This is a genomic window from Nonomuraea sp. NPDC001636 (assembly GCF_040298265.1).
Classification (GTDB): domain Bacteria; phylum Actinomycetota; class Actinomycetes; order Streptosporangiales; family Streptosporangiaceae; genus Nonomuraea.
Window position 1 is genome coordinate 272828 of the sequence record NZ_JBEOZT010000005.1, and the last position, 18793, is coordinate 291620.

An 18793-nucleotide genomic window follows, 5' to 3' on the forward strand; every position below is an offset into this window, starting at 1 on the left:
GTCCGAGCGACTAGACTCCTTTCCTACCAATTCAATCGGAATAGTTGGGATGTCGGAACCGTGGAGTGGACCCCGGACGCGCACGAGCTGGCCGACCTTGAGCTGCTGCTGTCCGGGGCGTTCGAGCCGCTGACCGGCTTCCTGGGCCACGACGACGTGCACGCCGTGCACGAGCGCGGCACCCTCGCCGACGGCACCCCCTGGCCCGCGCCGGTCACCCTCCACCTGCCCGCCGAGGTCTCGCCCGGCGACGAGGTGCGGCTGCTCGACCCCGAGGGCCTGCCGCTGGCCGTGCTCACCGTGACCGCGCGCGAGGCCGACGGCCTGACCTCGGGCCCGCTCAAGGCGCTCGGCGCGCCCGAGCACGGCCCGTTCGCCCGGCTGCGCCGCACGCCCGCCGAGGTCAGGGCCGAGCTCGGCGGCCGGCCCGCGCTGGCCGTCACGATGCGCGGGCCGCTCGACGACCTCACCGAGATCACCGCCACCGCGAAGGAGCTCGACGCGGTGATCGTGCTGCTGCCCCTCTCGTACGGCGAGGCGGGCCCCGGCGTCGTCCGCGCCGCGCTGCGCGCCAAGGCGCACCTGCCGGAGGGCACCCTCGTGGTCCCGGTCCCCCTGGCGCCGCGCGCGGAGCCGGAGATCGACCTCGAACTGCGCGAGCACGTCGCCACCGCCTACGGCGCCACCGAGCACTACGCGGGCCCCGAGCCCGTCACGCTCCCCGGCCCGCCCCACCGCCGCGGCCTGGTCGTCTTCTTCACCGGCCTGTCCGGCTCGGGCAAGTCCACCATCGCCCGCGGCCTGCGCGACGCCCTGCTGGAGCTCGGCACCCGCACCGTCACCTACCTCGACGGCGACGTCGTGCGCCACCTGCTGTCCAAGGGCCTGACCTTCTCCAAGGCCGACCGCGACCTGAACATCCGGCGCATCGGCTTCGTCGCGGCCGAGGCCGCCCGCCACGGCGGCCTGGCGATCTGCGCCCCCATCGCCCCCTACGCCGCCACCCGCGAGGAGGTGCGCGAGACGGTCGAGTCCGTGGGGGCCGACTTCCTGCTCGTGCACGTCGCCACGCCGCTGGCGGAGTGCGAGCGGCGCGACCGCAAGGGCCTGTACGCCAAGGCCCGCGCCGGCCTGATCCCCGAGTTCACCGGCGTCTCCGACCCCTACGAGGAGCCGGACGACGCCGACCTGGTGATCGACACCACGCACATCTCGATCGAGGCGGCCGTCTCCCAGGTCCTGGGGGCGCTGCAGTCCGGAGGGTGGGTACGTTGATCGACTTCGCGCTGGTCGCCGGGTCCTTCGTCGTCGCGATCGTGGTCGGCCTGACCGGCATGGGCGGCGGGGCCCTGATGACCCCGATGATGATGTTGTTCTTCAACGTGCCGCCGCTGGCCGCGGTCTCCAGCGACCTGGTCGCCTCGGCCGTCATGAAACCGGTCGGCAGCGTCGTCCACCTGCGGCGGGGCACGGTCAACCTGCGGCTGGTCGGCTGGTTGTGCGCCGGGTCGGTGCCGGCCGCGTTCTGCGGGGTGTTCCTGGCCCGCGCGTTCGCCGTGACGGACGCCGTCAAGTACGCGCTGGGCGTGGCGCTGCTGCTGGCCGTCGTCGGCATGGCGGTCAAGGGCTGGCTCGGCGCGCGGGGCGGCTCGTCGAGCGCCCACGAGATCGTCGTGCGCCCAATTCCGACCCTACTGGTCGGTACGGTAGGCGGGCTCGTGGTCGGCGTCTCCTCCGTGGGATCGGGTTCGCTGATCATCGTGGCCCTGCTCGTGCTCTATCCGGCGCTCAAGGCCAACCAGCTCGTCGGCACCGACCTGGTCCAGGCCGTGCCCCTGGTCGCGGCGGCCGCGCTCGGCCACCTGATGTTCGGCGACTTCAAGCTGGAGCTCACGCTCTCGCTGCTGATCGGCTCGATCCCCGGCATCTACCTCGGCGCGCGGATCTCCGCACGCGCCCCGGGCGGACTGATCAGAGCCCTGCTGGCGATCGTGCTGCTCGCCTCGGCGCTCAAGCTCCTGGACGTCGGCAACGCCGTCACCGCCTGGCTGCTCGTCGCCGCCTGCGCGGTCACCCTCGCCGGCTGGCGGCTGCGCGCCGGCGGCCTGGCCCGGCGCGGCGACGTGGCCACGGCCGTCGAGGCTCCCCAGGAAGCGCGGCGTTAGGGCCGCGGCACGCGGGTCGAGCGGAAGTAGCGGTCGCGGGCGAGCTGGGTGAAGGCGCGGGCCGCGCCCGGATCGGAGTCGAAGCTCGTGTTGCCGCGCGGCGCCTGCGGCGAGTCGAAGTACAGCAACGCCTTGATCTGCGGATACCGCTTGATCTGTCTCAGCACCGACTCGAAGAAGTGCCGTTTGAAGGCCCGGTCGGCGGGCCGCTCGAACACCCCCCACTCGGCCACCATGACCGGCTTGCCGGGGAAGCGGGCCTGCATCCACCGGTAGAAGCCCGGCCAGCTCCCGTACTCCTTGCGGGTCTTGTTCACCAGCCCGTCGAAGTCGCGCACCCGGTCGTCGGCGTACGGGTCCATGGCCACCCAGTCGACCACGTCGTCACCGGGGTAGAGATCCTCGAACCAGGGCTTGGCCGCCCAGTTGGGCGCCCCCATGTACGTCATGACCGTCACGGCGTTCTTCACGCCGCGTTCGCGCAGCCTGAGCACGACGTGCCGGAACATCGCCGCGTAGTCGCCGGCCTGCATGCCCGACCCCGAGCGGGCGTCGACGTCGTTCTCCGGCTCGTGGTGGAGGGTGAGGAAGAAGCGTTCGGGGAAGGTGCGCCGCAGGTGGTCGGCCAGGCGGTCGATCCGACGGTCGAGGGCCCCGTCGGCGATGTCGGCCCAGGTGCGGTCGAGCGACGGCTTCCAGTTGATCATGAGCAGCCGGGGACGGCCCGGGTCGCGGGCCAGGCCGATCTCCTGCGGGGTGGGGAACAGCTCGCTGCCGCGATGGTAGACGTGCAGCACGTCGGCGCCGGCGCCCATGCGCGACTCGGCCCCGCGCAGCGCCTCGGCCACCGGAGCACCGGTGAAGACCTCGGGCGCCACGCCCCACCAGGCGCCGCAGGAGGGGATGAGCCTGGCGGTGACCGCGCAGGAGGGCGCGCCGGCCAGCTCGGCCGTGCTGGTGTCGACCCGGGCGGGCGTGCCCTCGGCCGTCGAGCAGGCGGCCAGGAGGGCGAGCACCGCGCAGGTGATTGCGGTTTTCGTCGCGAAAGACGCGAAGTGACACTTCATCGCGAAAGACGCGAAATGAGAAAAGCCCCGAAGCTGCAACGCCTTCCAACCCCCTTGTCGACGGACCCCCGCCTATCAAACCTGAACCTTGCCATGCCATTCCTCGAACTTCAGCCAGTGTGCTCGTCTGCCCAGCTCATGGCACCCGACCCGCCACCCACATTTTGCGGAAATATCCATTTAAAAAGGGGCATCTTCGCGGCCGTACCGGAAAAAATCTTCAGTATTCGTCTTGGGTAATATCCGTCCGGCCTATAGTGGGCGCACACTGCGCCGAGTGACGCAGCGTTGCCCACCCGCGACAGCGCGCATCCCCTCCAGGAGACCGTCCCCATGAGCCCGTCGCCGGACTTCCAGGCGCGCCGTCCGGGCGCCGACCTGGACGAGCACCTCTCCCTGCTGCGCAGGCGGTGGCTGCTGCTCGTCGGTTGCGTCGTGGTCGGCGGCACCGCCGGGCTCGCCCTGCTGCGGGCCACCCCGCCGGCCTACACCGCGATCACCCAGGTCCTGGTCACCCCCGTCGACGGTCAAGACCAGGGCAACCAGGTGAGCAACCGGCAGCGCGAGCCGCTCAACCTCGACACCGAGGCCCAGATCGCCCAGTCGGCGGTCGTCTCGGCGCGGGTCGCCCAGGCCCTGCGGATCACCGCGCCGCAGCCGGTCGAGGTCTCCGTCCCGCCCAACTCGGCCGTGTTGTGGGTCTCGGTGACCGACGCCGACCCCGTCGCCGCCGCCGCGCAGTCCCGGGCCTACGCCGACGCCTACCTGGCCAACAGGCGCGAGAGCGCGCAGGCCGCGATGGCCGAGCGGCAGCAGGCGGTGCTGGCCAAGCTCAAGCAGGTCAACACCGGCCTCGACGCGGCCATCAAAGAGGTCGGCCGCCTGCCCAAGGGCAGCGCCGAGCACACCATCGCCACCCAGCGCCAGAGCGTGCTCAACCGGCAGCTCGCCAGCCTGACGCTCAAGTACGACGCGCTGCGCACGGTCGCGGTGACCCCCGGCTCGGTCATCAGCGAGGCGCTGCCGCCGACCCGGCCGAGCTCCCCCAGCCTGCCGCTCTACCTCGGCACCGGCCTGATGGCCGGCCTGCTGCTCGGCGCTGCGGCGGCCTACGCCCGCGACCGGCTCGACACCCGGCTGCGCACGGCCGCCGACGTCGAGCGGCTGACCGGGCTGCCCGTGCTGACCGACCTGTCCGCCTCCCGCGAGCACGGCGTGCTGCACGAGCTGGCCTGCGCCGTGGTCGCGGCCTGCCCCGGCAAGCGGCTGCTGGTCCGGTCGCTGCCGGCCGACCTCTACGCCTCCTCACTGGCCGAGCCGCTGGCCATCAGCGCGCCGCTGTCGGTGCTCGACGGCTCCGACGTCCGCGACCTGGCGCGGGCCGACGCGGCGCTGCTGCTGGTCGGGCTGGGCCGGGTCACCTCTTCGGAGGTGACGGCGGCCGCCCGCCATCTGGAGCGGCACGACGTGCCGGTCGTCGGCGTGGTGACGGCGACCGACGCGGTGCCGGAGTTCGTCCCGCTGCTGGAGCCGCGCACCCACACCTCGCTCGGCAAGCTCGTCGCCACCGGCGAGCTGGAGGTGAGCCTGGCTGCCGAGACCACGCCCATGCAGTCGTTCCACCACCGGCAGCGCAAGCAGCCGTGACAGGACCAGCCTGGCCGATCGCGGCGCTCCTGCTCGGCTACCCGATCTGGTGGGCGCTGGGGTTCGGCGGCCTGTCGGTGATCGTCCTGGCCGTGCCGATGGCGGTGATCCTGTGGCGGCGGCGGCCGGTCCGGGTCCCCCACGGGTTCGGCCTGTGGCTGCTGCTGCTGGCCGGCTACCTGCTGAGCGTGATGATGCTGGACGAGCTGCCGCCCGGCACGTACGGCGGGTTCAGCGCCGGCCGCCTGATCGGCTGGGCCATGCGCCTGGCCCTGTACGTGGCCGTCCTGGTCATGGTGCTCTACCTGGGCAACCTGACCGAGCGCGAGCTGCCGCAGCTGCGCCTGGTGCGCTGGCTCGGCGTGCTGTTCCTGACCACGGTCGCCGGCGGCCTGCTCGGCGTCCTGGTCCCGCACTTCGCCTTCACCTCGCCGGTCGAGCTGCTGCTGCCCGGCTGGATCAGCGAGAACTCCTTCGTCCAGAACCTCATCCATCCCACGGCCGCCCAGACCCAGAAGGTGCTCGGCTACTCCTCCCCCAGGCCGGAGGCGCCCTTCGAGTGGGCCAACGCGTGGGGCAGCAACGCGTCGGTGCTGCTGATCTGGTTCGTCGTCGGCTGGTGGACGTACGGCGGGCGATGGCGCCGGGTGCTGGCGGTGCTGGTGATCGCCCTGGCCGCGGTCCCGGTCGTGTACTCGCTCAACCGCGGCCTGTGGATCGGGCTCGGGCTGGCCGTGGCGTACCTGATCGTGCGGGTGGCGGGCCGGACCAGGGTCGTGCTGTGCGGGGCGGTGGCCGCCGGGCTGGTGGCGTTCGCGCTCAGCCCGCTGGCCTCGGTGTTCGCCCAGCGGCTGGACAAACCGCACTCCAACGACGTCAGGGCCTTCACGATGACCGCCACGGTCGCCGCGGCCCGCCACTCGCCGGTCATCGGCTACGGCAACACCCGCAACTCGCTCGGCAACCACCGCTCGATCACCACGGGCAAGACCCAGTGGTGCGCGGCCTGCGGGCACCCGCCGCTCGGCAGCGACGGGCAGCTCTGGCTGCTGCTGATCACCCAGGGGTTCACCGGGGCCGCACTCTACGTGGCCTTCTTCCTCGGCGCCATCCGCCGCCACTGGGCCGACCGCTCCCCGATCGGGCTGGCCGGGGTGCTGGTGATGGGTCTCGTGCTGCTCTACATGTTCGTCTACGACGGCCTGGTGACGCCGCTGAGCCTCTATCTCATCTCGTTCGCCCTGCTGTGGAGAAACGCATGAAGGACGCCTCCGCGCGGCTCGGATACCTCCGCGAGACCGTGCGCCTGCTGTTCCCCGGTACCGGGTCGCCGCGGCCGTACTCGGTGCTGCCGCACCGGGTGCTGCCCCGCCGGCTGGCCCCGCGGCGCTGGTGGCACGTGGGGGGCGCGGTCACCGTGCCGCTGGAGGGGTCGGTCGCGGCCTATCTGGGCGAGGTCTTCGACGCGCCCGTGGAGGTCGTGCTCCACGTGCGTCCGGCGTTGCGGCCCAACCGCAAGCCCGTCCTGGAGGCCCGTACCGGGGGGCGGCTGCTGGCGTACGTGAAGGTCGGCGACAGCCCGCTCGCCCGCGAGCTGGTCGGCCGCGAGGCGGCCGCGCTGCGCGGGCTGGCCGCGGCGCCGCTGAAGACCGTCGTCGTGCCCGACGTGCTGCACCACGGCGAGTGGCGCGGCCTGCCCGTGCTGGCGCTCTCGCCGCTGCCGGTACGGCGCGGCCGGGTGCCGCCGGCCCTGCTGAACGCCGCCATCATGGAGATCGCCGCCACCGGCGGCCCGGTCCCGGCCTGGCACGGCGACCTGTCCCCGTGGAACATCTGCCCCTCCGCCGACGGCCGGCTGCTCGTCTGGGACTGGGAGCGGTACGAGACCGGCGTCCCCTACGGCCTCGACGCCGCCCACCACCTCTTCCAGCGCGCCCTGCGCAGGATGGACCCGCCCACGGCGGCCCGCGCCTGCGTGGCCAGGGCGCCCCGCGAGCTGGCCCCGCTCGGCCTGTCGTCGGCCGAGGCCAGGCGGACGGCGCTGCGCTACCTCATCGTGCTGGCCGACCGGCACGCCGCCGACGGCCACTGCCCGCTCGGGCCGCCCGAGACCTGGCTCAACCCGGCCGTCGACCACGAGGAGCTGCTGCCATGAGGACGATGAAGCGGCCGGTGTTGTCCTTCTCGCGCCTGGCGGGCCGGTTCACGTCGGGCGCGCGGGTGCTGCCGTCGTTCCTGATCGTGGGGGCGCAGCGGTGCGGCACGACCTCGCTCTACCGGGCGCTGGCCCAGCACCCGCTGCTGCTCAAGCCCGTCCTGCACAAGGGGGTCCACTACTTCGACGTCGGCTACCACCGGCCGATGACCTGGTACCAGGCGCACTTCCCGCTGCGGGCGGGCGCGGCGCTGCTGGCCCACCGGTACGGCGGCCGCACCCAGGCGTTCGAGTCGTCCCCCTACTACCTGTTCCATCCGCTGGCCGGTGAGCGGATCGCCGCCGACCTGCCCGGGGTCAAGCTGATCGTCCTGGTCCGCGACCCGGTCGAGCGGGCCTGTTCGGCCCACGCCCACGAGCTGGCCAGGGGCTTCGAGTCCGAGTCGCACCTCGAATCCGCCCTTGAGCTGGAGGCCGAGCGGCTGGCCGGGGCCGAGGAGAGCCTGCGCGTGTCGCCGTTCTCCGAGCACCACTCCCACCGCCACCACGCCTACCTGGCCCGCGGCCGGTACGCCGACCAGCTCGACCGCCTCGAACCGCTCTTCGGCCGCGACCGGATCCTGGTGCTCGACAGCCATCGGTTCTTCGCCGAGCCCGAGACCGCCTACGACCGCGTGCTGGAGTTCCTGACGGTGCCGCACCTGGGCTATCCGGCGTTCGAGCGGCACAACGGCCGACCGCTGCCCCGGCCCGTGCCCCAGGTGCTGGAACAGGCGCTCAGGGACCATTTCGAGCCCTACGACGCGCGGCTGACGCGCTGGCTGGGCGGTGAGCCGTCGTGGCGCCGGTGATGGTCCGGCGCGGGATCGCCGGGCTGACCGGGGCCGGCGTGAGCGCGCTGGCGCAGTTCCTGATGGCCGTGGTGGTGACCAGGGCGTTCAGCCCGGCGCAGGCGGGGGCGTTCTTCAGCGTGACGGCCCTGGCCCTGATGGCGGCCGGCATCGCCAAACTGGACGCCGGCAACGGCCTGGTGTACTTCATCGCGCGGGCCAGGACGTACGGCTATCGCGGTATCTCCGGCTATTTCCGGGCGGCCATGGTGCCGTGCGCGCTGGCCGCCTGCGCGGCCGGGGTGCTGCTGGAGCCGCGCATCGGGCTGCTGGCCTGGGCGCTGCCGGTCATCGTGCTCGGCGACATCGCGCTGGCCGCCACCCGCGGGTTCGGCTCGATGCGGCCCACCGTGCTGCTGGACGGCGTGCTGCTGCCCGCCGCGCAGCTCGTGCTCGTCACCTGGGCGGCGCTCGCGCACGCGCCGCAGTGGCTGCCGGCGGCCTGGGCGCTGCCCTTCCTGCCGCTGCTCGTCCTGGCCCTCGCCGACCTGCGCGGACGGGCGCCGCGCACGCCGTACCTGCCGGGGACCGGGCGTGACCTGTGGCGGTACACCGCGCCGCGGTCCGCCGCGGGCGCCATCCAGGCGGTGTTCCAGCGGCTGGACATCGTGGTCGTCGCCCTGCTCGGCGGGCCGGCCCAGGCCGCCGTCTACACCGCCGCCACCCGGTTCCGGGTCGTCGGGCAGCTCGCCAACCAGGGGCTGGCGCAGGCCGTGCAGGAGCGGCTGGTCCGGGCGCTCGCCGACGGGGAGCTCGGCCGGGCGCGCGAGCTGTACCAGGCCACCACGATCTGGCTGGTGCTGCTGACCTGGCCGGTGTGGCTGGGCTACGCCGTCCTCGCGCCGTGGCTGCTGCGCGTCTTCGGCCCCGCGTACGGCGCCGCCGCCCCCATCGCCCTGGTCCTGGCCGGGACCATGCTGGTGGCCTCCGCCTGCGGCATGGTCGACGTCGTCCTGACCGCCGCCGGCCACACCCTGGCCAGCCTGCTCAACCTGCTGGCCGCGGTCGCCTGCACGGTCGTGCTCGACCTGGCCCTGATCCCCTCGCAAGGGGCGTTCGGCGCGGTCGTCGGCTGGTCGGGCGGGGTGATCGTGAAGAACCTGCTGCCGTTGTGGCAGCTCCACCACCGCTACGGCCTGCGCCCGTTCGGCCGCCACACCCTGCCCGCCCTGCGCCCGCGCACCTGGGCGGCGGCCGCGTGAGCGCGCCCGTCCTGGTCACCGGCCTGCCGAGGAGCGGCACGAGCTGGGCCGGCAAGATGCTCACCGCCGGGGGCGGCCTGGTCTACGTCAACGAGCCGCTCAACCCGCAGCACCCGCCCGGCCGCTGCCCCGGCGTGCTGCGGGCCGAGGTCGCCCACCGGTTCCAGTACATCTGCGACGACAACGCCGCCGACTTCCTGCCCGCCTTCCGCGACACGGTCGCCCTGCGCTACCACTGGCTCGCCGAGCTGCGCGCCAACCGCTCCCCCTACGACCTGGCCCGTCTGGCGCGCTACGGCACCGCGTTCGCGTTCGGCCGCCTGGCCGGGCGCCGGGCGCTGCTCGACGACCCGTTCGCGGTGTTGTCGGCGGATTGGTTCGCCCGGCGGCTGGGGTGCGCGGTCATCGTCCTCGTCCGCGAACCGGTGTCGTTCGTGGCGAGCTGGCGCCGGCTGGGGTGGCGGTTCGACGTCGGCGACCTGCTCGGCCAGCCGCTGCTCGTCCGCGACCATCCCGGGCTGCTGGGCCTGCATCGGCTGCTCGGCTCCGCCGACGATCTGGCCACGACCGCCGCCCTGTGGCGGGCCGCGCGGTCGGTGCTGGCCGCCACGACCGGCGTCCTGGTCGCCTCGTACGAGTCGCTGGCCGAGGATCCGGTCGCCGGTTTCCGGCGTCTCTACGCCCATGCGGGGCTGCCGTGGTCACCGTCCGCCGAACGCCGGATCGTCCGGGCCTGCACCACGCCGTCCCGCCGGTCGCCGGCGTTCGCCTGGTCGGGGTTGTCCCGTACGGCCTTCCGTCCGATGGACTCCCGTCACGCGCTGGCCACGGCGGCCCGGGGGCTCACCCCGGCGGAGGCGGCCCGGGTCCGGGCTCTCACCGCCTGAGCCTGGTCAGCAGGCAGCCGGCGAGCAGGCGTACCGCGAAGGGGAGGTCGTCCACGAGGTAGCGCCGCGCCAGCCGGCCGGGCTCGCTCATCAGCCGGAACGCCCACTCCAGCCCGGCCCGCCGCATCCAGCGCGGCGCCCGCTGGACCGTGCCGGCGGCGAAGGCGATGGCCGCCCCGCAGCCCACGAACCACGCCTGCGGCAGCTCCTCGCGCAGCTCGGCGATGAGCAGATCCTGCCGGGGGAAGCCCAGCCCGACGAACACCAGGCGGGGCCGCGCCGCGACCACCCGGCGCCGCACCCGCTCCCTGCCCTCCGCCGTGTCGTCGAAGTGGTACGGCGGCGCGTGCACCCCCGCCACCTTCAGCCCGGGACGGCAGCTCCTGAGCTCGTCGGCGGCCAGCTCGGCCACGCCGGGCGGCCCGCCGAGCAGGTACACCGGCCAGTTGCGGGCCGCGGCCAGCTCGCTGAGCGACCAGATCAGGTCGGCCCCGGTGACCCGTTCGGGCAGCGGGGTGCCGAGCAGCCTGGCCGCCCACACCAGCGGCATGCCGTCGGCCACCACGATCTCGGCCGAGCCCACGAGCTCCTGGAGGGCGGGGTCGCGGGCGACGGCCCGGCAGATGTCGACGTTGGGCGTCACGATGCGGCCGCCCCGCCCGGCCGCGGCCTCGGCCGCCACCCAGCGCACCACGTCGGCCTCGGTGACGACGTCCAGCCCGACGCCGCCCACCCGGACGCGCTCCCCCGCCCGTCCTCGACGCCCGGCCTCGGCGGACCCGCGACCCGCCGGGCGCTCGGAGGGGAGGGTGCGGGCAACCGCGGGCTCGGCGCCACGAATGCGCCCGGCCACGGGCGCGGCTGCGCGGGCCCGCGCGGCCTCGGCGGCATGGCCGCGGGCGGGCGGGAAGTCCGAGGCGGGGTTCGGGGCGGACGGGCGCTGGCCGGGGACGGCGGGGATGCGGGTCCTGGGCGGGGTCATATGCCGTGCCCCCGTCCGTGCAGCAGCCCCAGCACGGTCGCGGCCGGGACGATCCCCGCCGCGACGGCCAGCGCGATCGGCGCCCGCGGCTCGCCCGGCCGCGCCCCGAACGCGCGCACCGCCCACCGGACCGCCGCGCGCCGCCGCCCGAGCGTCGCGTACGCGAAGGCGAGCTGGCCGTAGACCCGCGCCGCGCCGCGCCGGTCGGCGGCCAGCTCGGGATGGCGGTCGAGCATCCAGTCGAGCCCGGCGATCCGGTCCGCCCAGCGGGCCGCGTAGTAGGACGAACCCCACCGCACGCGGACGAGCGGCCGGTCGACGTGCGTGATCGGCCGCCGCCGGGCCGCGCGCAGGGCCAGGTCCCAGTCCTCGTTCTGGCCCCCGGGGGCGCTCTCGTCGGCCCACAGGGCCCCGCGCCGGAACAGGAACGTCGAGGAGTGCACCATCACCATGCGCGACCGCAGGAGATCGGCCGCGGTCACCGTGTTGGCGCCCGCGAGCCTGGCCACGCGGCGCCGCCCGTGCTCGACCTCGATGGCGCAGCTCGCGAACTCGCCCCCGGTCACGGCCAGCGCCCGCGCCTGGGCGGCGAGCTTGCCCGGCAGCCACAGGTCGTCGTCGTCGCAGAAGGCGACGAGGTCGGTGTCGAGGGCCGCGATGCCGGTGTTGCGCGCCCCCGGCAGCCCAGGGGCACGCCGGTTGGCCAGGACCGGCACGCCCAGCTCCGGCCCCGGGCAGCCGCGCCCGCCGTCGTCGACCACGACCACGGCCAGCCGCCCCGGGTAGTCCTGGGCCAGCACCGCCGCCACGGCCTCGCGCAGCAGCTCGGGCCGGTCGCCGCAGGTCGGGATCACCACCCCCACGGACGGCGGCGCGCTCACGCGGCGACCTCCCGGTAGCCGTACCGGACGCGGAGAGGCCAGGTGAGCGCGGCGACCAGCCGCCGGTCGCGGACGGGCAGCCCCGAGCGCCACGAGTCGTCGCACCGCAGCCGGACCCCCCCGACCTGGAACCGCATCGGATTGCCGGACGCGGTGTGCGCGGGCCCCAGCCGCGCGGTCGTGCCCTCCAGGAACGGCAGGCCGGGAACGTCGAGCCCGAGGAAGCCGGCCAGCGCGGTCAGCGTGGGCTCCGGGTCGGCGACCAGGTCTTCGTAGCGCACCCGGGTCACGAGGGCCCCCTGGCGGGCGAGGAGCTCAAGACCGGCGTTCTGGGCCGTCCAGTGGAGGGAGGTGCGCAGCGGCCCCCAGCGGGTCATGGGACGCCCGTCCTCGGGCCGCTCGACGGTCCTGCGCCAGGAGTGGGCCACCGCCCGCGGATCCCGGACGACGTGCACGACGCGTACGTCCATGCCGGCCGCGACCAGGCAGTGGGCGAGGGAGGCGTGCTTGCTGGAGTCGATCACGACGGGCGCGCCGGTCGCCTCGTAGACCCTCCGGTAGGCCCGCGCGTACTCGGCCAGGTCGGGATGCGCGATGCGCCCCATCCGGTGGGTGCGATCGACCCGCTGCCGCAACGTGAGCACCCGTTCGGCCACCGACGGCCGCCATCCGCCGAACGCCGCCCGGCCGACCTGCCGCCAGAAGTCGCAGGCGGCGAAGGCGGCGCCGCAGCCGCACGGCTCTCCGGCCAGCACGCCCCTCGACCACAGGTGGACCACTTCGCCGAGCGCCACGACGCCGGGCAGCTCGGCGAGCAGCCGCTCCAGCAGAGTGGTGCCACTACGGCCGAGGCCACCGAGGAAGATCACTCGGGTGGCGGATGCGTGGTCGGTCACAGGGGGAGGGCCTTCACGTCGCCAACACGGAACGCGACGACCCTAGCGCGGAGGGTAATCAGATGGTCAGGAAACCTCGCAAAGATCTACCGAAACGGCGAACGGCCCGGCGGAGTGTCGCCGGGCCGTTCGCGGACGCTCAGCTGGCGTCGATGATCATGCCTGCGCCGACCGTGCCGTTGGTGGCCTCGTCCACGAGGATGAAGCCGCCGGTCAGCCGGTTGCGGGCGTAGTCGTCGACGAACAGCGGCTGGGTGACCCGCAGCGAGACCCGGCCGATCTCGTTCAGGCCGAGGGCGGTGGCCTCCTCGTCCCGGTGCAACGTGTTGACGTCGAGCCGGTAGTGCAGGTCGCGCACCAGCGCCCGCGCCGTACGGGTGGTGTGCTTGATCGTCAGCTTGGTGCGCGGGGCCAGCTTGAGGCCGTCGGCCATCCAGCAGACCATGGCCTCCAGCTCCTGGGCCGCGTGCGGCTGGTTGTTGGGCCTGGCGATCATGTCGCCGCGCGAGATGTCGAGGTCGTCCTCGAAGCGCAGCGTGACCGACATGGGCGGGAACGCCTCCTCCACCGGCCCGTCGAACGTGTCGATCGAGGCGATCCGCGTGTTCAGCCCGGACGGCAGGTGGGTCACCTCGTCGCCCGGCTTGAGCACCCCGCCCGCGACCTGGCCCGCGTAGCCGCGGTAGTCGTGGAAGGCGTGGTCGGTGGCCTTCTGCGGACGGATCACGTACTGGACGGGGAAGCGCACGTCGACCAGGTTGCGGTCGGAGGCGATGTGCACGTTCTCCAGGTGGTGGAGCAGGGACGTGCCGAGGTACCAGGGCATGTTCTCCGACCGCGAGACGACGTTGTCGCCGTTGAGCGCGGAGATCGGGATGAACGTCAGGTCGCTCACGTTGAGCTTGGAGGCGAAGGAGGTGAACTCCTCCCGGATCTCCTCGAACCGCTCCTGCGAATAGTCGACCAGGTCCATCTTGTTCACGGCCAGCACCAGGTGCGGCACGCGCAGCAGGGAGGTGAGGAACGCGTGCCGGCGCGACTGCTCCAGCACGCCCTTGCGCGCGTCGATGAGGATGATCGCCAGGTCGGCCGTGGAGGCGCCGGTGACCATGTTCCTGGTGTACTGGATGTGCCCGGGTGTGTCGGCGATGATGAACTTGCGCTTGGGCGTGGCGAAGTAGCGGTAGGCCACGTCGATCGTGATGCCCTGCTCGCGCTCGGCCCGCAGGCCGTCGGTCAGCAGCGACAGGTCGGTGTACTCGGTGCCGCGGTCGCGGGAGGTGCGCTCGACCGCTTCGAGCTGGTCCTCGAAGATGGCCTTGGAGTCGAAGAGCAACCGTCCGATGAGGGTGGACTTGCCGTCGTCGACGCTTCCCGCGGTGGCAAAGCGAAGAATGTCCATCAGAAGTAGCCCTCTCGCTTGCGGTCCTCCATGGCGGCCTCGGACGAGCGGTCGTCGGCCCTGGTGGCCCCCCGCTCGGTGATCCGGGTGGCCGCGATCTCCTCGATGATCTCCTCGACCGTGGCGGCCGTGGACTGCACGGCGCCGGTGCAGGTCATGTCACCGACCGTGCGGTAGCGCACGACGGCCTCGAACAGCGGCTCGTCGTCGCCGCGGGACACGACGTCGGAGTCGGGCAGCAGCATGCCGTCGCGCTCGAACACCTTGCGGGTGTGCGAGAAGTAGATCGAGGGGATCTCGATGCCCTCACGCCGGATGTAGTCCCAGATGTCGAGCTCGGTCCAGTTGGACAGCGGGAAGACCCGGATGTGCTCGCCCTTGCGGATGCGGGAGTTGTAGAGGTTCCACAGCTCGGGGCGCTGGTTCTTCGGGTCCCACTGGCCGAAGTCGTCGCGGAAGGAGAACACGCGCTCCTTGGCGCGGGCCTTCTCCTCGTCGCGCCTGGCGCCGCCGAAGACCGCGTCGAACTCGTGCTCCTCGATCGCGTCGAGCAGCGTGGTGGTCTGCAGGCGGTTGCGCGAGGCGCGCCGGCCGGTCTCCTCGACCACCCGGCCGCTGTCGATCGACTCCTGCACGCTGGCCACGATCAGGCGCGCGCCCAGCTCCTCGGAACGGCGGTCGCGGAACTCGATGACCTCGTCGAAGTTGTGCCCGGTGTCGACGTGCATCAGCGGGAACGGGATGGCCGCGGGCCAGAACGCCTTCTCCGCGATGCGGAGCATGACGATCGAGTCCTTGCCGCCGGAGAAGAGCAGACACGGCCGCTCGAACTCCGCCGCCACCTCGCGCATGATGTGAATGGCCTCGGCTTCGAGTACGTCGAGCTGCGACGTCGTGTAGTCGCGCTGGAGCATGGGCGCTTCCTCCGGCGGTTAGCGATGCAGGTCCCGAATTCCGGCGAGCAGGGATGTCGCCAGCTCCGGTAGGGAAACCAGGATATCCGGTAGTGACGGGTCGGCTTGGTTGTAGGTCAGCTCCGAGCCGTCGACGCGGCTGGCGAACGCCCCGGCCGCCTGCGCGACGGCGACGGGGGCCGCGGAGTCCCACTCGTACTGGCCGCCGGCGTGCACGTACGCCTCGACCTCGCCGGTGAGCACCGCGGAGATCTTCGCCCCCGCCGAGCCGATCGGCACCAGGTCGGCCCCCAGCAGATAGGCCAGCTTCTGGACGAACTCCGGCGGACGGGTGCGGCTCACCGCGATGCGGAAGCGGCCTTTCTCGAAGGCGGGCAGGGCGGGCGGCTCGGCGGTGGTCAGCGTACGGCCCTGCGCGGGCAGCGCAACGGCGCCCGCGGTCAGCTTGCCGCGCTCCCACAGCGCGACGTGCACGGCCCAGTCGGCCCGGCCCTCCTCGGCGAACTCGCGCGTGCCGTCGAGGGGATCGACGATCCACACGCGCTCGGCGCCCAGCCGGCGCGGGTCGAGCCGCTCCTCGCGGGTAGCCTCCTCGGACAGGACACTGTCACTGGGACGCAACCGGGCCAGCGCCTCCATGAGGAACACGTGCGCGGCCCGGTCGCCCTCCGCGCGCAGCGCGGCGGAGTCGCCGAACCCGGTGCGCTCGCGGACCTGCAGCAGCCTCTCGCCCGCCTCCGTCGCCAGGTCGCCGGCCACGGCGTGGTCGTCGCGAATCGTCATCAATATGCTCCTTGCCCGCGGGCGACGGCCGACCAAGTCTTCCACAGGATCTGCAGGTCCAGCGTGAGGGACCAGTTCTCCACGTAACGCAGGTCGAGACGGACGGATTCCTCCCACGATAGGTCAGATCGTCCGCTCACTTGCCACAGCCCGGTCAGCCCCGGACGCACCAGAAGCCGTCTGCGCACGTCGTCACCGTAGCGCGCCACCTCCTCCGGCAGCGGCGGGCGGGGGCCGACGAGCGACATGTGTCCGAGGAGCACGTTGATGAGCTGGGGCAGCTCGTCGAGGGAGTGGCGGCGCATCAGCGTGCCGAGCGGCGTCACGCGCGGATCGTTGCGGATCTTGAACAGCACGCCGTCGTGGTCGCTGACGAGGGTGATCTTCTGCTGCTCCGAGCCGCGCCGCATGGTACGGAACTTCAGGATCGTGAACGGCCTGCCGTCTTTGCCGATGCGGGTCTGGCGGAACAGCGCGGGCCCCGGGCTCGTGCCGCGCACGGCCACGGCCAGGGTCGCCATCAGCGGCGACAGCAGCACCAGCAGCGCGGCGGCGACCACGCGGTCGAAGACGTTCTTGACCAGTTGCCGGGCGCCGGTCAGCTCGGGGTGCTCGACGTGCAGCAGCGGCAGCCCGGCGGCCGGCCGGATCATCGTGCGCGGGCCGGCGACGTCCATCAGGGCGGGGGCGACCACCAGCTCGGTGTGGGTGCGCTCCAGCCGCCAGGCCAGCCGGCGCAGCGCGTCGCCGTCCATCTCGGGGCAGGCCAGCACCGCCACGGTGTCGGCGCGCACCTGGTCGACGACCAGCGGCACGTCGCCGAAGTCGCCCGCGACGGGCACCTCGGTCAGCACCCCGGGCGGCTCGCCGTAGGGCAGGCAGGCGGCCACGACGTCCATGCCGTGGTGGCGTTCCCTGCGGAAGAGGTGGACCAGCTCGGCGATCGAGGCCGGATGGCCGACCGCGACCACCCGGCGCATGCAGGCCCCGGCCGCCCTGCGCCGGTTGAGCGAGCGCCGCAGCAGGTAGCGGGCGACCAGCGTGAGCAGCGTGACCAGGGGCAGCGCGAGCACGACGTAGCCGCGGGCGACGTCGGTCTTGGTGACGTACGAGCCGATCGCGGTGGCCGCGGTCAGCGCCACGCCGGCGTGCACGACGCGGCGGAACTCCTCGGAGCCGACGCCGATCATGCGGGGCTCGTAGGCCCGGTTGAGCGCGACGGCGCAGATCCACACCCACGGCAGCGCCACACTGACCAGCAGGTACGGCAGCACGTATGGGGTGAACCCGCCGAACCTGCCGCAGAAGGCGGCGGCGGACCCGATGCCCGCCCCGCACAGATCGCCCACCACGGCACGGAACCGGTAGGAACGCATCCACGCCGGAGTCACCGGGCTGACCCGCCACGAGAGGGCCTCGCCGGACTTCACGGGCTCTCCTGCCTCACTCCGTGAGGCGGCCTCGGTCGCCAAATGCCGTCTTCCCCCGCTCCGCTCCCGCCGTCGCTCCGGGCGGTGGCACGCCTCTGTGTGCCCGTTCCCGAACGGACAGTCACCGATGCTAGCCGCGCGTGCGGCGCGACAGGCGGCGAACGGTTCTATGCGGCGATCAGCGCGGAGGGCCGGAAATGTGGAGATCAGCCCGGTGGAAGTCGTTCTGGGTGGCTTCCAGGCCACGGGCCATGAGCGACTCGACGACGTCGGCGCCCCGGTCGACGAGGAAGGGCAGATCCTTGCGCTCGACGGTGGCGAAGTCGCGCAGCACGAAGGTGGCCGGGTCCATGCGGCCGGGCGGCCGGCCGATGCCGAAGCGCACCCTCAGATAGTCGCGGGTGGCGAGGACCTTGGTGATGGACTTGAGCCCGTTGTGGCCGTTGTCGCCGCCGCCGAGCTTGGCGCGCAGCGCGCCGTAGGGGACGTCGAGCTCGTCGTGGACGACGATCAGCCGGTCGGGGCCGATCTTGTAGAAGTCGGCGAGCGCCTTGACCGGACCGCCCGACAGGTTCATGTACGTCAGCGGCTTGGCCAGCACGGCCGCCCGCGTCTCCAGCACCTCGGACCTGCTCTTGTGCGCCTTGAAGCGCCCGCCGGCCCGCGCGGCCAGCTCGTCGAGCACCATGAAGCCCGCGTTGTGCCTGTTACCCGCGTATTCGGGCCCCGGATTGCCCAGTCCGACGATCAGCCAGCGGTCCATGTGCGCTCCCCTTACAGCGGAACGGGGGCGGCCTCGCGCCACCCCCGTCGTCGCGGTACGTGCTTACTCGGCGGCAGCCTCGGCGCTCTCGCCCTCGCCCTCGGCCTCGGCGGTCTCGCCCTCGGCGGCCTCGGCGGCCTCCGCGGCGGGCTCCTCGGTCGGCTTGGCGATGACGTGGAGGACCACGGCCTCGGGGTCGGCGGCCAGCGTGGCGCCCGACGGCAGGTCGAGCTGCGCGGCGGTGATCACGGTGCCGACCTCCATGCCCTCGACGTCGACCTCGACGCCGGTCGGGATGTGGGTGGCCTCGGCCTCGACGGCCACCGAGACGAGCTGCTGGTCGAGCAGGCCCTCGGAGTTGACGTCGCCGGTGGTGGTGACCGGGATCTCGACGGTGACCTTCTCGCCGCGCTTGACCAGGAGCAGGTCGACGTGCTCGACGAAGCCCTTGATCGGGTCGCGCTGCACGCCCTTGGGCAAGGCCAGCTCGTCGACGCCCTCACCCTGGAGGCGGATCAGCACGTTGGGCGTGCGGAGGGCGAGCAGCACCTCGTGACCGGGCAGGGTCAGGTGCTTGGGGTCGATGCCGTGCCCGTAGAGGACGGCGGGCACCTTGTCGGCGCGGCGGATCTTGCGGGCGGCGCCCTTGCCGAACACCGTGCGCGGCTCGGCGGCGATACGTACTTCAGACACGACATCTCCTAGGGATGCAGAGATCGGATGGTGGCG

The 18793-nt window shown here is 73.0% G+C and carries 18 protein-coding genes; 8 read left to right on the forward strand and 10 right to left on the reverse strand.

Features of this window, described 5'->3' with window-relative positions; genetic code table 11:
* Nucleotides 1–60: 60 nt before the first annotated feature.
* Complete coding sequence (gene cysC / locus ABT158_RS13420) at nt 61–1275, forward strand: adenylyl-sulfate kinase (protein WP_352353015.1); 1215 nt, start codon at nt 61–63, stop codon at nt 1273–1275.
* The gene (locus tag ABT158_RS13425) at nt 1263–2165 is read left to right on the forward strand and encodes a sulfite exporter TauE/SafE family protein (protein ID WP_352353016.1); all 903 of its coding nucleotides are present in this window, start codon (nt 1263–1265) and stop codon (nt 2163–2165) included. The genes cysC and ABT158_RS13425 overlap by 13 nt, the downstream gene beginning before the upstream one ends.
* On the opposite strand, the gene ABT158_RS13430 is transcribed toward ABT158_RS13425, so the two are convergent.
* Nucleotides 2162–3181 (reverse strand): glycoside hydrolase family 26 protein, encoded by a 1020-nt coding sequence (locus ABT158_RS13430; RefSeq protein WP_352353017.1) that lies wholly within the window; start codon nt 3179–3181, stop codon nt 2162–2164. The two genes, ABT158_RS13425 and ABT158_RS13430, sit on opposite strands and share 4 nt — an antisense overlap.
* A gap of 384 nt (nt 3182–3565) precedes the next feature.
* Here ABT158_RS13430 and ABT158_RS13435 point away from each other — a divergent pair, with 384 nt between their 5' ends.
* Genes ABT158_RS13435 through ABT158_RS13460 form a run of 6 tightly spaced genes read left to right on the forward strand, consistent with a single transcriptional unit; the run spans nt 3566 to nt 10013 of the window.
* Nucleotides 3566–4879: a Wzz/FepE/Etk N-terminal domain-containing protein gene (locus ABT158_RS13435; RefSeq protein WP_352353018.1), complete on the forward strand. Its 1314-nt coding sequence runs from the start codon at nt 3566–3568 to the stop codon at nt 4877–4879.
* The gene (locus ABT158_RS13440) at nt 4876–6141 is read left to right on the forward strand and encodes an O-antigen ligase family protein (RefSeq protein WP_352353019.1); all 1266 of its coding nucleotides are present in this window, start codon (nt 4876–4878) and stop codon (nt 6139–6141) included. Before ABT158_RS13435 ends, ABT158_RS13440 begins: the two co-directional genes overlap by 4 nt.
* Nucleotides 6138–7034, forward strand: a complete 897-nt coding sequence (locus tag ABT158_RS13445) for a hypothetical protein (protein WP_352353020.1) — start codon at nt 6138–6140, stop codon at nt 7032–7034. The genes ABT158_RS13440 and ABT158_RS13445 overlap by 4 nt, the downstream gene beginning before the upstream one ends.
* A complete protein-coding gene (locus ABT158_RS13450) occupies nt 7031–7885 on the forward strand; it encodes a sulfotransferase domain-containing protein (protein WP_352353021.1) in 855 nt (284 codons plus the stop codon). Before ABT158_RS13445 ends, ABT158_RS13450 begins: the two co-directional genes overlap by 4 nt.
* Nucleotides 7873–9126: a lipopolysaccharide biosynthesis protein gene (locus ABT158_RS13455; RefSeq protein ID WP_352353022.1), complete on the forward strand. Its 1254-nt coding sequence runs from the start codon at nt 7873–7875 to the stop codon at nt 9124–9126. Before ABT158_RS13450 ends, ABT158_RS13455 begins: the two co-directional genes overlap by 13 nt.
* The gene (locus tag ABT158_RS13460; RefSeq protein WP_352353023.1) at nt 9123–10013 is read left to right on the forward strand and encodes a sulfotransferase; all 891 of its coding nucleotides are present in this window, start codon (nt 9123–9125) and stop codon (nt 10011–10013) included. The genes ABT158_RS13455 and ABT158_RS13460 overlap by 4 nt, the downstream gene beginning before the upstream one ends.
* On the opposite strand, the gene ABT158_RS13465 is transcribed toward ABT158_RS13460, so the two are convergent.
* The 9 genes from ABT158_RS13465 to ABT158_RS13505 all read right to left on the reverse strand — a co-directional run bounded on the left by ABT158_RS13465 (nt 10003) and on the right by ABT158_RS13505 (nt 18757).
* Nucleotides 10003–10995, reverse strand: a complete 993-nt coding sequence (locus ABT158_RS13465; protein ID WP_352353024.1) for a WecB/TagA/CpsF family glycosyltransferase — start codon at nt 10993–10995, stop codon at nt 10003–10005. The genes ABT158_RS13460 and ABT158_RS13465 overlap by 11 nt on opposite strands.
* Nucleotides 10992–11876 (reverse strand): glycosyltransferase family 2 protein, encoded by an 885-nt coding sequence (locus tag ABT158_RS13470; protein ID WP_352353025.1) that lies wholly within the window; start codon nt 11874–11876, stop codon nt 10992–10994. The genes ABT158_RS13465 and ABT158_RS13470 overlap by 4 nt, the downstream gene beginning before the upstream one ends.
* Nucleotides 11873–12772, reverse strand: coding sequence for a sulfotransferase (locus tag ABT158_RS13475; protein WP_352353026.1), 900 nt, complete (start codon nt 12770–12772; stop codon nt 11873–11875). Before ABT158_RS13475 ends, ABT158_RS13470 begins: the two co-directional genes overlap by 4 nt.
* 139 nt (nt 12773–12911) lie before the next feature.
* A complete protein-coding gene (gene cysN, locus ABT158_RS13480) occupies nt 12912–14174 on the reverse strand; it encodes a sulfate adenylyltransferase subunit CysN (protein WP_352353027.1) in 1263 nt (420 codons plus the stop codon).
* Nucleotides 14174–15088, reverse strand: a complete 915-nt coding sequence (cysD, locus tag ABT158_RS13485; RefSeq protein WP_352321984.1) for a sulfate adenylyltransferase subunit CysD — start codon at nt 15086–15088, stop codon at nt 14174–14176. The genes cysN and cysD overlap by 1 nt, the downstream gene beginning before the upstream one ends.
* 18 nt (nt 15089–15106) lie before the next feature.
* Complete coding sequence (locus ABT158_RS13490) at nt 15107–15871, reverse strand: 3'(2'),5'-bisphosphate nucleotidase CysQ (protein ID WP_352321982.1); 765 nt, start codon at nt 15869–15871, stop codon at nt 15107–15109.
* Nucleotides 15871–17247 carry a sugar transferase gene (locus tag ABT158_RS13495; RefSeq protein ID WP_352353144.1) on the reverse strand — a complete coding sequence of 459 codons (1377 nt, stop codon included), beginning with the start codon at nt 17245–17247 and terminating at the stop codon, nt 15871–15873. Before ABT158_RS13495 ends, ABT158_RS13490 begins: the two co-directional genes overlap by 1 nt.
* Before the next feature lie 232 nt (nt 17248–17479).
* The gene (pth, locus tag ABT158_RS13500; RefSeq protein ID WP_352353028.1) at nt 17480–18064 is read right to left on the reverse strand and encodes an aminoacyl-tRNA hydrolase; all 585 of its coding nucleotides are present in this window, start codon (nt 18062–18064) and stop codon (nt 17480–17482) included.
* A gap of 63 nt (nt 18065–18127) precedes the next feature.
* Entirely contained in the window at nt 18128–18757 is a 630-nt protein-coding gene (locus ABT158_RS13505; protein WP_352353029.1) for a 50S ribosomal protein L25/general stress protein Ctc, read from the reverse strand.
* Nucleotides 18758–18793 lie beyond the last annotated feature (36 nt).

Bases quoted from the DNA above. Each gene is read 5' to 3' on its own strand.
- ABT158_RS13435 (WP_352353018.1), top strand. From the start codon at position 3,566: ATGAGCCCGTCGCCGGACTTCCAGGCGCGCCGTCCGGGCGCCGACCTG.
- ABT158_RS13445 (WP_352353020.1), top strand. From the start codon at position 6,138: ATGAAGGACGCCTCCGCGCGGCTCGGATACCTCCGCGAGACCGTGCGC.
- ABT158_RS13450 (WP_352353021.1), top strand. From the start codon at position 7,031: ATGAGGACGATGAAGCGGCCGGTGTTGTCCTTCTCGCGCCTGGCGGGC.
- ABT158_RS13465 (WP_352353024.1), bottom strand. From the start codon at position 10,995: ATGACCCCGCCCAGGACCCGCATCCCCGCCGTCCCCGGCCAGCGCCCG.
- cysN (WP_352353027.1), bottom strand. From the start codon at position 14,174: ATGGACATTCTTCGCTTTGCCACCGCGGGAAGCGTCGACGACGGCAAG.
- cysD (WP_352321984.1), bottom strand. From the start codon at position 15,088: ATGCTCCAGCGCGACTACACGACGTCGCAGCTCGACGTACTCGAAGCC.
- ABT158_RS13490 (WP_352321982.1), bottom strand. From the start codon at position 15,871: ATGACGATTCGCGACGACCACGCCGTGGCCGGCGACCTGGCGACGGAG.
- ABT158_RS13495 (WP_352353144.1), bottom strand. From the start codon at position 17,247: ATGCGTTCCTACCGGTTCCGTGCCGTGGTGGGCGATCTGTGCGGGGCG.
- pth (WP_352353028.1), bottom strand. From the start codon at position 18,064: ATGGACCGCTGGCTGATCGTCGGACTGGGCAATCCGGGGCCCGAATAC.